At 68.5% G+C, this 15,477-nt stretch carries 10 protein-coding genes; 2 read left to right on the forward strand and 8 right to left on the reverse strand.

The window, feature by feature from the left end:
- Positions 1–94: 94 nt before the first annotated feature.
- Positions 95–3,754: a CheR family methyltransferase gene (locus WS57_RS24025; protein ID WP_069244926.1), complete on the reverse strand. Its 3,660-nt coding sequence runs from the start codon at positions 3,752–3,754 to the stop codon at positions 95–97.
- A 493-nt stretch (positions 3,755–4,247) separates the two neighbouring features.
- On the opposite strand from WS57_RS24025, the gene WS57_RS24030 reads away from it, so the two are divergent.
- Positions 4,248–4,907 carry a carbonic anhydrase gene (locus WS57_RS24030; protein WP_009692827.1) on the forward strand — a complete coding sequence of 220 codons (660 nt, stop codon included), beginning with the start codon at positions 4,248–4,250 and terminating at the stop codon, positions 4,905–4,907.
- A gap of 75 nt (positions 4,908–4,982) precedes the next feature.
- Here the strand turns inward: WS57_RS24030 and WS57_RS24035 are convergent, their stop codons facing one another.
- From WS57_RS24035 to WS57_RS24065, 7 genes are all read right to left on the reverse strand, one after another.
- Complete coding sequence (locus WS57_RS24035) at positions 4,983–5,945, reverse strand: spore coat U domain-containing protein (RefSeq protein ID WP_069244927.1); 963 nt, start codon at positions 5,943–5,945, stop codon at positions 4,983–4,985.
- Positions 5,942–8,227: a fimbria/pilus outer membrane usher protein gene (locus WS57_RS24040; protein WP_230949705.1), complete on the reverse strand. Its 2,286-nt coding sequence runs from the start codon at positions 8,225–8,227 to the stop codon at positions 5,942–5,944. Before WS57_RS24040 ends, WS57_RS24035 begins: the two co-directional genes overlap by 4 nt.
- Positions 8,228–8,309: 82 nt before the next feature.
- Positions 8,310–9,029 carry a molecular chaperone gene (locus tag WS57_RS24045; RefSeq protein ID WP_009688547.1) on the reverse strand — a complete coding sequence of 240 codons (720 nt, stop codon included), beginning with the start codon at positions 9,027–9,029 and terminating at the stop codon, positions 8,310–8,312.
- Between the two features lie 15 nt (positions 9,030–9,044).
- Entirely contained in the window at positions 9,045–9,527 is a 483-nt protein-coding gene (locus WS57_RS24050) for a spore coat U domain-containing protein (RefSeq protein ID WP_052102212.1), read from the reverse strand.
- Positions 9,528–10,172: 645 nt separating this feature from the next.
- Positions 10,173–11,375, reverse strand: coding sequence for an MFS transporter (locus WS57_RS24055; RefSeq protein WP_069244928.1), 1,203 nt, complete (start codon positions 11,373–11,375; stop codon positions 10,173–10,175).
- A 1,010-nt stretch (positions 11,376–12,385) separates the two neighbouring features.
- Positions 12,386–13,513 carry a DUF2242 domain-containing protein gene (locus WS57_RS24060; protein WP_069244929.1) on the reverse strand — a complete coding sequence of 376 codons (1,128 nt, stop codon included), beginning with the start codon at positions 13,511–13,513 and terminating at the stop codon, positions 12,386–12,388.
- A gap of 161 nt (positions 13,514–13,674) precedes the next feature.
- Positions 13,675–14,568 carry a LysR family transcriptional regulator gene (locus WS57_RS24065; RefSeq protein ID WP_059601919.1) on the reverse strand — a complete coding sequence of 298 codons (894 nt, stop codon included), beginning with the start codon at positions 14,566–14,568 and terminating at the stop codon, positions 13,675–13,677.
- 106 nt (positions 14,569–14,674) lie between these two features.
- On the opposite strand from WS57_RS24065, the gene WS57_RS24070 reads away from it, so the two are divergent.
- Positions 14,675–15,421: a TerC family protein gene (locus WS57_RS24070; protein ID WP_059514460.1), complete on the forward strand. Its 747-nt coding sequence runs from the start codon at positions 14,675–14,677 to the stop codon at positions 15,419–15,421.
- Positions 15,422–15,477: the final 56 nt, after the last annotated feature.

The raw sequence follows: 15,477 nt of genomic DNA on the forward strand, positions 1-15,477 counted from the left end.
TTATTGTCGATTTGCTTTCCGGATACTAAGAAAAGAGCGTGCCATGCGCAAGCGAGGCAGACCCGCATGAACCTCGTCGAGCGGAGGGCGGCGCCTACCGACCGCGTCCGAGCGACAGCTTCTCCAGCAGCAACTGCAGATTCACCGGCTTGGGCAGATGATCGTCGAATCCCGCGGCGATCGCGGCATCCCGATCGTTGATCGACGCCAGACCGGTGAGGGCCAGCGCGTAAATGCGCTGTCGATCGCCTTCGCGCTCGCGCACGCCGCGCAGCAGGGCATGACCGTCGTCGTCCGGCATCGCGAGGTCGCTGATCAGGATGTCGAAAGAGCCGGCCGCGAGCCGCGCGAGCGCATCCTTGGCGCCGGTGGCGAGCTGGACTTGCGCGCCAAGGCCGCGCAGCAGATGCGCCAGTGCCTCCTGCGCCTGCACGTCGTCGTCAACCAGCAGGACCGACAGGCCTTCCAGGCGCACCGAGCCGCTCGAGGCGGGCGCAGCGGCGTCCGCATCGACGATGGAGTCCTGCAGCGACGGCAGGCGCACCGTCAGTCGCGTACCGCGGCCCTCGCCCTCGCTGCTGGCCGTGACCGTGCCGCCGTGCGCCGTCACCAGATGCTTGACGATCGACAGACCCAGGCCGAGGCCGCCGTAGTTGCGCGTGCGACTCGTGTCGGACTGCATGAAGCGGTCGAACAGATAGGGAAGCTGCTCGGCGCTTACGCCGATCCCGTTGTCGGTGACCGACAGTTCGAGCATCGTGCCCAGGCGCGTCAGTGCGACCTCCACGCGGCCGCCTTGCGGCGTGAATTTCAGTGCATTGCCGATCAGGTTGGATGCGACCTGCTGCAAGCGCCGCGCATCGCCGCTCACGACGGCCCGGGCGTTCAGCCCGGCCGTGGCGAGCGAAATCTCCTTCCTCGCCGCGACGGGACGATTGCTTTCCACCACGGTCTGCACGATCGCCGCGAAGTCGGCCGGCTTCGTGTCGAGCGAGAACCGGCCGGAGGAGATGCGGGAGACATCCAGCAGATCGTCGATGAGTTCGGCCTGCAGCTGACAGTGGCGCATGATGGTCGTCACCGCGCGCTGACTCATTTGCTCGTCGGCCGGCATCCCGCGTTCGCTGGCCGTCGCCAGCACGGCCGCCCAGCCGGAAATCACGTTCAGCGGCGCGCGCAGCTCGTGCGACACCAGGCCGAGAAAGTTGTCCTTTGCCGTATTGGCGCGCTCGGCCTCCGTCCTGGCGGCTTGCGCGGTCCCGAGGGCGCGCTTGAGCGCATCGATGTCCTGGAATGCGAGCACCGCGCCGTCGATGCGATCGTCGGCCGTGCGGTATGCACGCACGTTGACGAGCCACCAGCGACCTTCGCTGTCCTGATACTCGTGCTCCACGTCGGCGAGCCCCTGCACGGCGGACTGCACCACCCGTTCGAGATCGGCCGCGGAGAACAGCTTGTTCTGCTGGGCCATCGGCTGCCCGACACTGTCGTCGGGCAACGCGAACAGCGTTTGTGCCTGCGGCGAGAAATGGCGCAGACGCAGCTGCCGGTCGAGCACGACCACCGGCAGCGGAATGCCTTCGACCAGATTGCTCAGGTCGTCGTTGGCCCGGTCCAGCTGCTGGTTGCGCGATTTGAGCTCTTCGTTCAGCGACGCCAGCTCCTGGTTGGCCGACTCGAGCTCCTGTTTGGCGAGCAGCAATTCTTCGTTGGCGCTCTGCAGCTCCTCGTTGGTGCTGAGCATTTCCTCGTTGGCGGTGCGCAGCTCTTCGTTGGCCGATTCGAATTCCGCGACCACGCTCTTGAGCTGCCCCTGCGTGGCCTCGAGTTCGTCGGACAGCGTGGTGATGGTGCGTTCAAGCTCCTGAACGCGGCCGTTCGCGCTGCCTGCGCCGGCGCTTTGCGGCGCGGGCGCGTCGGCGGGCAGGCGCTCCACCGTGACGAGGTAGTGCGGGACCAGGTCGTCGGCCGCGAGCGGCAGTACCTCCAGCGCGAAGTACGCGTCGTCCAGGGCGACCCGCTCGCGCCGCACGGGATGCCCCGTGCGCTTGGCCTCGATCAGGGCCGTGCGCACCGTCACGTTCAGCTCGGGGCGCAACAGGCGCGGCAGGGCCAGCGAGGCTTCCCCGCTCGCGGGCGCGACGAAGCCCGACACGTCGCCGCGAAAGTGGACGACGTCGCCCTTGTCGTCGACCACGAAGCCGGGCGGCGCATAGCGTTCCAGCGCCGCACGGTTGGCCGCCTCCAGGACGGGGTCCGGCTGCTGGACACGGCGTACCGACGGTGCGACGCCCTGGCTGGCCCACGGCCGCAATGCATCGATCGGAAACGCGCCTTGTTGCCGCTTCGCGGCCGGTACTTTGCGGTACAGGTGCGGCGCGCCCGCATGCTCGAAGCCGTCCGTGCCGGAAACGGCTTCGGCGCGACCGAGCAGCACGAAACCGTCCGGCCGGCACGCGTAATGCAATACCTCGAGCACGTGCTGCTGGGCCTCCTTGCGCAGGTAGATCAGCAGGTTGCGGCAACTGATCAGGTCCATGCCGGAGAACGGCGCGTGGGTGAGCACGTTGTGCCGCGCGAACACGCACATGTCGCGGATCGACTTGCGCACGACGTAGCCGCCCGAGGTGGCGGCGAACGTGGTTTCGCGAAACGCCTCCGGCACGTCGTCGATCGATGCCAGGCTGTAGCGGCCGGCTCGCGCGATCTCGATCGATGCCTCGTTGATGTCGGTGCCGAAAATCTGCACGTGGCGGTGCAGCGCCTCGCGATCGAGCGCCTCCCGCAGCAGCGTCGCAATGGTGTAAACCTCTTCTCCCGTCGAGCAGGCCGGCACCCATACGCGAATCGGATCGCGCTTGAGCTCGAGCAGGGAAGGGATGACGGACTGACGAAGCACGTTGACGAACTCGGCGTCGCGGAAGAAGGCGGTCACGCCGATCAGAATGTCGTCCCGCAGCGCTTCGGCTTCGCGTGCATCGCTGCGCAGCAGTTGCAGGTAGGCATCGACGTCCCGGTCCTTCTGCAACAGCACGCGGCGCAGAAACCGGCGGCGCAGGTTGACGTCCTTGACGTAGCCGAGATTGATGCCGGTCTTCTGCTGGACGATGGAGACCGCGGTGCCGAGCGCGTCGTGGTCCGACGCCTGCCCGTCGGCAGTCCCGTCGCCGCGGGCCGGGTCGCCAAAGCGCTGCACCAGGCACCGGGCGATGTCTGCGGGCGGCAGCACCTCGTCGACCAGACCGGTATCGATTGCCGCTGTCGGCATGCCCTGGTGGCTGGCCGTCTGCGGCTGTTGCGCAATCGCGAAGCCGCCGGAGGCCTTCAGGTCCACCAGGCCCGACGCTCCGTCCTGCCCGGTGCCGGACAGGATCACCGCCGCACCATTGACGTCCGGATCCTGCGCGAGCGATGCGAGGCAGGTGTCGATCGGCAGGTTCAGTCCGGCCTGTCGGCGCGTGAGCCGGAAATGACCGTCCAGTGCGATCACGCCGGCATTCTCGGGCAGCACGTACAAACGGTCATGCTCGATCTTGCGCAGATGGGCCAGTTTCTCGACCGGCATGCGCGAGTCCGCCTGCAGGATCTCGGCCAGCCGGCTTTCCTCGCTCGGATCGAGATGGGTGATGACGAGGACGGCGAAGCCCGCCTGAGCCGGCAGGGCGGCGACGATCGCGCGCAGGGCGTCCAGGCTGCCGGCCGAGCCGCCCAGTACGACCACCCGCAGTTGCTCGGTGGTGAAATTCGACCCCACGGCCGTCCTCCTGCTTGTTTTGCTGATGTGGGACGGAGTCTATCGCCGCGACCCCCATCCATCAACAATGGCGGCCGGCGGCTCCGGGGCATGCGCGGCGTGCGTCGTTGCAGTCCGCATCCTCGGAGACCGTATTCACCGTCGAGACCGCCGCCTCGTTCCCGGCTGCCGGGCAAGTGCACGATGCGGTCGGTTGGCGACTGCGCAATTTTCGTGCTCGCCCGGCGTGGTTTGCCAGGGCCGTGGAACAGACGGGCTCGTGGAGCAAGGACCGTCAGGCGTGTCGGGGTATCGGGCGCCATTTTTTTCTCTTGCCCCGCCGAGGTCGTCGCCCGGCGGCGGCCGGCGCGGGTATAGCCGGCACAGCATGCCGGCTGCGTCATGCCGGACGAGACCGGCGGCGCGAAGCGCGCGATCTGCGATAATGCCGGCCGGCTCGACAGCGCCGCCGACAGGTGGCGGCTGCGAGCCGCGAGGATTCAAGGAGGATTTCATGCGCGACATCATCGACGGCTTCCTGCGCTTTCAGCGCGAGATCTACCCGCAACGCGTGGAGCTGTTCAAGAAGCTGGCCACCACACAAAATCCGAAGGCATTGTTCGTCACGTGCTCGGACAGCCGGGTCGTCCCGGAGCTGCTTACCCAGCGTGAACCCGGCGAATTGTTCGTGATCCGCAACGCGGGGAACATCGTGCCGTCCTACGGCCCCGAGCCGGGCGGTGTTTCGGCGACCGTCGAATATGCGGTGGCGGTGCTCGGCGTCAGGGACATCGTGATATGCGGCCACTCCGACTGCGGGGCGATGGGCGCGATCTCGCGCTGCACCTGTCTCGATCACATGCCCGCCGTCGCGAACTGGCTGCGCCATTCGGATGCCGCCAAAGCCATCAATGCCGCGCACGAGTTCGATACGCCGCGCGCCAAACTCGATGGCCTGGTGCGCGAGAACGTCATCGCGCAGCTCGCCAACCTGCGCACGCATCCTTCCGTTGCACTCGCGCTCGAACAGGGGCGCATGAATCTGCACGGGTGGGTCTACGATATCGAGCGGGGCGTGATCGACGCGCTCGATGGCGCCACGCGGCGATTTGTGCCGTTGGCGGAATCACCGACCACGGTCGCCGTTGCGTCGCGCAAGGGCGACGCGGCCTGACTTCCGGCCACGCGCCGGGCCTCGTCCGGCGCCACCGCGCACCGCTGCGCACACGTATGAACCCTTGCCGCCGCGCTAGAAGCTGATCGTCGCGGTGATCGTGTCGCTGTAGTTGCCGGGCGCGGGCGTCGTCTGCGCGGGCACCGTGCCGTACACGGTCACGACCTGCGACGTGCCGGTGCCGACGCCTGTGACCGTCGAGCTGCCGCCGGTGCCGTCTCCCCACGGAATCGACCGGGCCGCATCGGTATAGAGCCCGTAGCCGATCGTGCCGCCTCCGCCGCTGCGCTGCATCTGCCGCGCCATCACATTGCCGCTGCCGCCGCCGTTCAACGCGATCTTCCATGCGTCGCCGTTGGTGCACTGCGCGGTGATCGAGCCGGTCGCCGTCAGCGCGCCCGACAGCACGCTCGCGGTGCCGAAGCTCACGTTGGTCGCGCTGATGTTGCAGTTGTTGACGACGGTCGCGGTCGCGCTGAACGGAAAGGTGCCGTTCGACGTGGTCAGCGATGCGCAGGTCGGGGCGCCGAGCAGGTAGAAGCCGGCGTTGACCGACGTCGTGTTGCCGCCGAAGTTCTGCGAGTAGGTCGTGCTGCTGTTGCCGGTCGTCGGCACGGTCGGCTGGTTGCCGGTGATCTGGCCGTAGAAGGTGACGGTCGCGCTCGCGGTCGTGCCGAGCGCCGGCTTGACCAGCGTGACCGACAGCGGCGTCGTACCGGAATAGATCGAGCCCCACGCGACCGAATGCGCGGCGTCCTGGTACAGGTCGTACTGCATCGCGTTGCTGCCGTTCACGAGGCTGCGCGGGCTCGTGCCGCCGAGATTCAGGCAGACGAGCACGTTCGGCGTCACGGTCAGGGCCGACCACGTGCAGGTCACGTTGACGGCGCCCGTCACGGCCACCGACGCGCGCGTGATCGGGCTCACCGAGCCGAAGTTCACGTTCGACGCGGCCGCCGTGCAGCTCTCGGCCTGCGCGTGACGCGGCACGCCGCACCACGCGGCGAGCGCGACGACAAGCAGCAGCACGCGCCTCATTGCGTTGCCCGGCACGTGAGCGGCCCGACGGTCGGCAGCGTGCCGTTGCCGGGCGCGGTGAACGGGAATTCCGCTTCGCAGCGGCGTGAACCGTAGTCGATCACGAGATGGTTGTCCTCCTTCAGTCCGTCGACGAACGTGAGTCCGTCGTAGCCGACGATCGTGTTCGCGCCGCTTTCGACGTGGTGGACGCGCGCGCCGGCCGGCAGCGCGCGGCCGGCATCGTCGTGCAGGATCACCGACGCCGCGCGATAGCGCGACACGCCGAAATGCGCGACGACGCCCGATTGCGCCTGCGGCACCACCGTCATCGACGTGCGCGCGAGCCGCGCGTCGGCGGGCAGCTTCATCGCGTCGATTGCGATCTGGTTGTTCTGATACGCGTTCAGGTCGGGCACGAGCAGATGGCCTGCGCGATCGGTCGTGCCGATCACGCGGTTCTCGTGCAGCACCGGAATGCCCGCGACGCCGTCGGTCGACACGAGCGCGAAGCCGTCGTCGATGCGGCGCGACAACTGCAGGCTGCGATCCATCAACACGACCGCGCCGCTCACGTCGAGCGATGCGCCGGTCTGCCGGTCGATGCTCTGCGCGGCCGCGATCACTTCGCCGGCGTGACCGAGATAGCGCAGCTGCGCTTGCCGGTACGGCACCGCGCCCGTGCCGCCGGTCTGCACGCCCCAGCCCCAGCCGCCGTCGTAGTCGGGCGGCCGGCTCGCATCGACCGTGTAGTTCGACTGACCGTTCTGCCGGCCGACCGTCGCGTTGATCGACGTGTTGCGGCCGAGCCCGATGTTCAGCGACACGAACGCGCCGTTCGCGCCGTGCTGCGCGAAGTCGCGATACGCGCTGACGCTCAGCGACACGAGATCGCCGAGTCCGAGCGTGTACGACACCGTGCCGATCCGCGCGCTCGGCCCCTGCGGCAGCCGGAAGCCGATATAGCTGAGCGACAGCGTCTGGCGATGCAGGAACGGCAGCGCGAAGGTCGCCTGGTCGGTCGCCGACGGCACCGGCGTGCCGTCGCGCGAGGCCAGGTCGCCATAGCGGCCGAAGGCGCGGGTCGTCTGCGCATTGATCGAGAAGCGCGGCTCGATCAGCTGGTAGCCGACGCTGACCTGCGTGCCCGGATAGCGGCCGGCGCTGCCCGCGACCGCGCCGCTCAGGACGCCCGCGTGGCCGAGCCTCATCAGCGCGCCGACGCCGGCATTGAGCACGCCGCCGGTCGCCTCGGCATGGCCCTCGACGGTCAGCACGTCGCTGAGGCCGCGCCGCATCGATCCGCTGACGGCCGGCCGCGCGTCGTAGTCGAACGACTGCAGCCCGTAGTTGCGGCGCAGGAAGCCGGCCTCGAACGAATAGCTCGACAGCCCCGCGGCGAGCATCCGCGTATCGACGTAGAGCGGCACGGAGGTCGCCACCGTGCGCCCGAGCGCGTCGCGCGTGATGACGGTCGCCTGGCCGGCGCCGGTGATGCCCGGCACGTCGCGGATGATGAACGGGCCGCTCGGCACGCTGCCGCTGTACTGGCGCACGTTGTTGATGTACAGGTCGACCGCGGTCGGCACCGCGGCGGAGCCCGACAGCGACGGAATCGGGAACGTCACGAGGTCGGGGCGCAGCGCGAAGTTGCTGCGCCACTGGAAGCCGCCGAGGCGGACCGAGCGCGTCCATGCGAGCGAGCCCGACACCGCGTCGCCGATCTGCGTGGTGCTCGGCCGTGCCGGGTCCGAGCGGCTCCACGACGTGTCGAAGCGCGTATAGTGCCGCTGGCCGTTGTAGAAGTAGGCGGTGCCCGTGTTGTTGAACACGCCGTGCGGGTCGAAGTAGCGCAGGTCGGTGTACAGCGAGAACTGCTGCTCGCCGAGCGTCTGCGCATACGCGTCGTAGTTGATCACGAGGCCGCGCGACGCGGTGGCCGCCTGCGTGGCCGGCAGCGCGCGGCTGTCGAGCGCGTACGGGCGGCGCAGGCTGTCGGGCATCCGCAGGTCGACGACCTGGCGCGCAGCGTCGTAGCGGTAGCTGAGGCCGGCGATCGAGTCGAGGTCGACGGTTGTCGCATCGGCGATGCCGAGCCGGTCGGTCGCGAAGCCGATCGCGCGCAGGTCGGCGCCGCTCGCGGACAGGTGGCCGTCGCGTTCGACGAAATGCGCGAGCAGCGCCGTGTCGTCGCCGTTGACGCTGACGCCGAGGATCACGTCGTGCTTGCCTTCGGCCATCACGAGGGCTGCCGGTTCGTCCGCCTGTGCGGCGCCGAGCGCGAGCAGGCTGCCGGCCACCACGGCCGCGCAGGCGGCACGCGATGCACGTCGCGGCGCGCGGCGGAGCGGGACAGGGAAAGGGGCCGGGCGACGCACCGGCCGGTCAGCCCGATGGCTCCACCGCGACCACCGCGCTGGCCGGTTGCGAATTGACGGCCGCGCGCACCGTCACCTTGCCAGTAAGTGCGACGCCGGCCGGCAGCGGCACGCTCCACTGGCCGGTGCGGCCGGCAAGCGCATAGCCGAGCAGCCCGCGCGTGAGCGGATACTTGTGTCCATCGGCCGTCACGAGCTCGACCGAGGCCAGCTGCGCGCGCCGCGCGCCGAGATTGCGCACGCGCAGCAGCCAGTCGCCGTTGCGGCGCAGCAGCGTCCAGTCGAGTTGCGGCGCGCCGTCGGTGGCCGGTTCGACGAACACCGGGATCGAATAGCGCAGCCGGATCGCGACGCCGCTGGTCGGCGCCTCGCCGGGCTGCGGCAGCTCGTCGATCAGCAGCCGGTAGCTCTGCTCGGCGCCCGACGGCGCGTGCGACGCGCGCACGACTCGGATCAGCTGGTCGGACTGCGTCGCGACCTGGATCAGCGGCGGGCTCGCGACGAGGTCCTGGGTTGGCGTCAGCGTGTCCTGTCCGTCGACCTGGTCCCAGCGGAACACGCGTACCTGTCCGTACACGGGGCGCTCGCCCGGGTTGCGCAGCGTGATGCCGCTCGCCGTATCGTCCGCGGCGAATTCGATCGATACGGGTGAAATCTGCAGCGACGCGGCATGCGCGGCGCCGGCCGCGCACAGCAGCGCGGCGAGCGTTCGACGAAAAACGGTCATGTGAAGCGGCGTGCGTCAGAAGTAGACGGTGGCGGTCACGGTCGTCTGGTAGGTGTCGGGCTTCGGCGTCGCCTGCGCGGGCACCTGGCCGTAGACGGTCAGCGCCTGCGCGGCGCCCGTGCCGGTGCCGGCCACCGTGTTGGTGCCTTGCGTGTTGCCCCAGATCGTCGTGCGTCCCGCGTCCTGGTAGAGCTGGAAGCCGACGGTCGTGGTCGTGTTGCCCGTCGACGTGCCGGCCATCAGGCGGCTTGCCACGCTCGAGCCGGTGACCGAGCCCGCGTCGAGGCCGACGTTGTACGGCGTCGTGTTCGTGCAGGTCACGTTGACGGTGGTCTGCTGGTTGATCGCGGTCGCGAGCACGCCGTTGGTGCCGAAGTTCAGCGGCGTCGCAGCGATCGTGCAGTTCGGTTGCAGGGTCAGCGTGACGTTGAAGGTGGCAGTCGCGGTGCCGTTCGAATAGGTGGCTGCCACAGCGGGAGACTGAAGGCCGATTGACATCGCGAGCGCGAATGTCGTGGAAGCAAGGGCGAGTTTCACGCGGATCCCTCATCGATCGGATTTTGATTCGATTTATGCCGCGCGTTGCTTGCCGCGGTCCGCTAAATCCTGATACGAATTGATCAATCTTTCAATCTTGTCGGTGAAGCTGTTTCATTTTGTTACAGTCAGCGTGGCCGATCGGTGAAAGGTTTGGGAAAACATTGCCGCTTGGGATTCGGGGCGGGGCCTGTGGAGTGAAAATTTTTCTTTGTATACGGTAATTTATGCGCGGTCTGAGCGGGGTGCGATGCGATTTTTCAGTATGGCGCAGTGCATTGCGGACAGCTGTTCGGAACGATAAATTGAAAGGGGAAGGGCGGTTATTCGACGGATATTCCGCTTGAATCGATTTCGATAAGCGGATAAGCCGGGCTCTTATTTGATGGCGGGTGAAATCGTCGATATCCAGGGGCGCGGATTGAATTGTCGAAATTCAATTGAAACGCCGAAGCCGGCCATATTGCATATTGTACGGCGGTGACCGCTGTTGCGACGTAATCGGCACCGACGCGCATGAGTCATTGCCATCGAATGTCGGTGCCGGCAAGGCGTCGGGCGGGCGCGCCGATACCGGCCCGGCGCGCGTTCTCCCCATCACGGCGCTTACGAATTCGCGGCGACTGCCACGTTCCGGCGCTGCGCGACCTGCAGCACGACTAGCGCGAGCCCGGCCGCAGCGATCAGGCCGCCGACGAGCGGCACCGCCGCATAGCCGAAGCCGGCCGAGATCGCCGCACCGCCGGCCGCCGCGCCCAGTGCGTTGCCGAGGTTGAATGCACCGATGTTGACGGCCGACGCGAGGCCCGGCGCTTCGGCGGCGGCGCGCATCACGCGCATCTGCAGCGGCGGCACGACCGCGAACGTCGCGATGCCCCACACCAGCAGCGTCGCGGCGACGCCGACATGCGAGCCGGCGAGCAGCGGGAATGCGGCCATCGTCGCGATCAGCAGCACCAGGAAGCCGATCAGGCTGCCGTCGAGCGAGCGGTCCGCGAGGCGGCCGCCCGCGATGTTGCCGATCGAGAAGCCGACGCCGATCAGCACCAGCATCGCCGTGACGAAGCCGGGCGTCGCGCCGCTCAGGTGTGCGAGCGTCGGCGCGACATACGTATACAGCGTGAACATCGCGCCGGCGCCGAGCACCGTGGTCGCGAGCGCGCCGAGCACGACCGGACGCGTGAGCACCGACAACTCGGCCCGCAGGTCCGGCATCCTGCCCGCTTCGCCCTTCGGCAGCGCAGCGAACAGCCCGGCGATCGCGACCAGGCCGAGGCCCGCCGTCGCCGCAAACGACATCCGCCAGCCGATGATCTGGCCGAGCCAGGTCGCGGCCGGCACGCCGCCGACGTTCGCGATCGTGAGGCCCGTGAACATCGTCGCGACGGCGCTGGCCTGCTTGTTGCGCGGCACGAGGCTGGCCGCGACGACCGATCCGAGCCCGAAGAACGCGCCGTGATTGAGGCTCGTGACGAGCCGCGCGAGCAGCAGCGTCGTGTAGTTCGGCGCGACGGCCGACAGCAGATTGCCGACCGTGAAGATCGACATCAGCGCGATCAGCGCCGAGCGGCGCGGCCAGCGCGCGAGCAGCAGCGTCATCAGCGGTGCGCCGGCCATCACGCCGATCGCGTAGGCGCTGATCAGCATGCCGGCCTGCGGGATCGACACGTGCACGCCGTCGGCGATCACGGGCAGCAGGCCCATCGGCGAAAACTCGGTCGTGCCGATGCCGAACGCGCCGGCGGCGAGCGCGAGCAGCGGCAGGGCGGCACCGCCGGGGCGGGCAGAAGAGGAAGTCGGGGCGTTCATGCGCGGGGCTCCTGAAAGCAATGGACAACGGCGTCGCTCGCCGTTGCGGACAGTGCGCAGTGTGCCTGCATGACTTTTGCGGAAAAAGCCGTGTCCGGGCGAAATTATCTTGATCTGGATTCAACAATCCATGGCCGGCGTGAGGGGCATGGGCGTGGTGTGCGCGAGGATCGGGAAGGCGTCGGTTCGCCGCCAATCGTCGTCCGAGCAACATGGAGCGCGGATATACGGTGGCCGTTCGTCGGCGAAAGGCCGATGCAAGGTGGCTGATGCGAAGGGCGCGGCCGGATATCGGACATTCGCGGATGCCGGCAGTGAACGGGCTCCGTTCGGTGACGCAACCGGCAGGTCGGCCGGTGCGCATGCAATGACGGGCTGTGGACGGGCCGTGCCGCAGGGGCGGCGGCTGTCCCGATGCAGTGGCGCGTGCATCGGAGCGCCCCATCGAAAAGCCTTGCCAGCCGGGGCGCAGACAAAAAATACCCCGACCACAGGGGGACCGTGGCCGGGGCAAAAAAGCATCCTCTCTTTGGCACGAGGGTGGGATGCGCGCGCAGTATATTTCCGTCCGTAACAATTCGAACCCGCATTAAACGGCCGTTTTTGGTGTCAATTTAAAAACACGGACGGAGGCGCGCGTCGTGTCGGCGAATTGAAATATTTTTCGGGGATCCGGCGCGGATGTTCAGCCGGCGGTCCGGGCGTCGGTCGGGTGAGGGTTCGTCGATTGGCGCGCGCTGCATGCAGCGTCGGACTGATGCGCAAGCGGCGGACGACGGAGCTGTGTAATTCGCCTGATCGGCACCGACGTGCAGCGGTGGTGGCGTTATCGGCATTCCGTGAATGCCGAGGCAGATACGCGCCTACGTCATCCGTTTCGTGGCGTCGCTATTGCCTTTACCATCGAGCGTTTGCGCACGACAGCCTGTCGTGCGCGCCGATATTCTCGGTCGGTGAACGACGCAAGCGGGAAGGCGTACCGCGTCGCGCGACGACAGTGGCAAGGCCGTTCAGTTCGCGGCGGGCGTGCTGGCGCCGGACGGCGCCGACGGCGTCGCGGGGGCGGTATTCGCGGGTGTCGATGCGTTGCCCGCCGGAGCGGGCGCGGGATTGGCCGGCGCGGGTGTCGCGGACGCCGGTGTTGGCGCGGCCGACGCCGGTGCCGGCGTCGCCGCAGCAGGCGCCGGGGCGGACGGAGCAGCAGCCGGGTTCGTCACCGGCCCGGAAGCGGCTGCCGGCGCCGAAGCAGGCGTCGCCGCCGAAGCAGGGGCGGGCGCTGCCGCCGGAGCGGACGTCGAACCGGGTGCCGACGCGGACGCCGGTGCCGAAGCCGCAGGCGCCGGCGAAACCGAACCGGGCGCCGCACCCCGCAGCGCAGACGACGCCGGCGCCGCCACAGCCGACGCCGCACCCGGCACGGCGGCCGCGCCGGCGGCCGGGGCGACGCCCGGCACGGACAGCGGCACCGGCGCGGCGGGCGGCGTCGGCACGACCGGCGTGGTCATCTTCATCGGCTCGCCCTGCGGCGTCGGCGCGGGCTCCGGCAGCGGCGTGACGGCTTCCTTCTCGGCGGCCTTGACGGCTGCGCGGTCGCGGCGCGCCGGGTCGATCTTCAGGAAATGCTCGACGAGGTTGAAGAAGCGTTCGTAGAACACGCCGGCGGGGATCGTCTCGCTCGCGGTCTTGACCAGCGCGTCGTCGCTCGAGCCGATCGGCAGCGACAGCGAGCCGAACACGCTGAGGCCGACGCTCGCCGACGTGTTCGACTTCTTCAGCGTGTAGCGGTCCTGCACCGCGTTCACGTAGGCGATGCTCGACGTGCCGTCCGCGTTCGCGTCCGCGCACACGACGTGAAATTCGATCACGACGTGCATGTCGTTGCTCGGCTGGAAATTCTTGCTGCCGTCGACCGCGTCGTTGCGCGACGACGATACGACGTAGCCCTGGCTCAGCAGCGCGCGCCGCGCGGCCTCGCAGGCCGCGTCGGATTTCGCGTGGAACGTGTGTGCGTACGGGCTGCTGGTCGCGTCGAACTGCTCCTGCTGATAGATCGGCTTGGGCGGCGACGAGCACGCCGCCAGCACGGTCGCGGCCGCGAGCGCGCACGAAACGGAAAACAGACGGAATCGGTTGTGCATGGCGTCTTTCAAAAGGCTCGGCGAGATGCCGCATCGGGCCGCACGCAGCGTGCGCAACGGCCGGCCGGCGGCCGGCGCGTGCCGGCGGCGGCGCCAGACGGCGTACGGCAATCTCGTATGGCCGGGGCGCTATTATAGTTTCGTTTGATGTCGCGCTCGCTTCAGCCGGCCGACGCGTCACGCGCGACGGCAAGCAATTGCGCCGTCAGCGGGTGATGTTCGCCGCGCCGCGAGCGGATCGCATGGATCTCCTCGGTCACGTCGCCCGCGCGCCCGAGCCGCCGCAGCCCGCGCAGCAGCGACGCGTCGTTCGCACCGAGTTCGCTGAGCGGAAACACGCCGAGGCCGCGCGCCGCGAACACGGCCATCAGCGCGCTGTCCTCGAATTCGCCGACGATGCGCGGCAGGATCCGCTCGGCCTCGAACCAGCGGTCGAGGCGTGCGCGCAGCGCCGAATGCGCGGTCGGCAGCAGCACCGGCAGCTCGGCGAGGCCGTGCGGGAAGCGCTGCCGCGCGGCCGGCGTGACCAGCGCGGCGGGGCCGTACCAGTCGACCGGCGAGGCGACGAGCCGCTCGCTCGTCACGCGCAGGTTGGAGCCCGACGGCGCGCCTTGGCCCGCCAGCACGAGATCGAGGTGATGCAGCGCGAGTTCCGCGAGCAGCGCATCGTGCTCGCCTTCGTGGCACAGCAGCCGCAGCGTGGGCGTGTGCAGCACCGGCGCGAGGATCGCGTGCGCGGCAAGTTTCGAGATCCCGTCCGCAAGACCCACCGCGAGCCGCACCGTCGGCTGGCTGGCCGCCGCCCGCACCTCGTCCGGAATCAGCCGCCCCAGCTCGAAGATCGCTTCCGCGCGCGCGTAGGCGGCCTGCCCGGCGTCGGTCATCGCGACGCCGCGTCCGGCGGGGCGCAGCAGCTGATGGCCGAGCGATTTCTCGAGCTCGCGCACCTGCGCGCTGATGGTCTGCACGGCCATGTCGAGCCGCTCGGCCGCGCGCGCGAACCCGCCTTCCTTCACGACGACCCAGAAGTAGTAAAGATGTCGGAAATTCAGCATCGGATCAAAACTTCGAAAAAACCGAACCAGATGTCAGATTCTCTCTGATTTTTCCGAAGCGTGGACCGAAATATCATCGAGGCTTTCCATTTCACCGATTCCTCTCATGGACTACCTGCTGACGCTTGCCGCCGATCCCGCCGTCTGGGCCGCGCTCCTGACCCTCGTCGTGATGGAGGTCGTGCTCGGCATCGACAACCTGATCTTCATCTCGATTCTGAGCAACAAGCTGCCCGAGGCGCAGCGCGCCCGCACGCAGCGGCTCGGCATCGCGCTCGCGCTGGTGATGCGCCTCGCGCTGCTCGGCACCGTCGCCTGGATCGCGCGCCTCACCGAGCCGGTGTTCTCGCTGTTCGACCATGCGTTTTCGTGGCGCGACATGATCCTGCTGTCGGGCGGCCTGTTCCTGGTCTGGAAGGCGACCACCGAGATCCATCATCACGTGTCGCGCGACGGCGGCAGCGACGGCGCGTCCGGCGGCGCGGCCGGCCTGACGATGTGGGCGGCGGTCGGCCAGATCCTGATGCTCGACATCGTGTTCTCGATCGACAGCATCGTGACGGCGATCGGCATGACCGAGCACATCCCGATCATGTTCGTCGCGGTCATCGCCGCCGTGACCGTGATGCTGTTCGCCGCGCAGCCGCTCGCGCGCTTCATCGACCGCAACCCGACCGTCGTGATGCTGGCGCTGTCGTTCCTGGTCGTGATCGGCATGACGCTGATTGCGGAAGGCTTCGGCTCGCACGTGCCGAAGGGCTATATCTACGCGGCGATGGCGTTCTCCGCGTTCGTCGAAGGCATGAACATGCTGGCGCGGCGCGCGAAGGCCAAGCGCGCGGAAGGCCACTGAGTGATGCCTGCCGCCGTGGCGGCAGGTTCGAGCGGATGCCGGCGGCCTCCGCATGC

Source organism: Burkholderia pseudomultivorans, assembly GCF_001718415.1.
Taxonomy (GTDB): Bacteria; Pseudomonadota; Gammaproteobacteria; order Burkholderiales; family Burkholderiaceae; genus Burkholderia; species Burkholderia pseudomultivorans_A.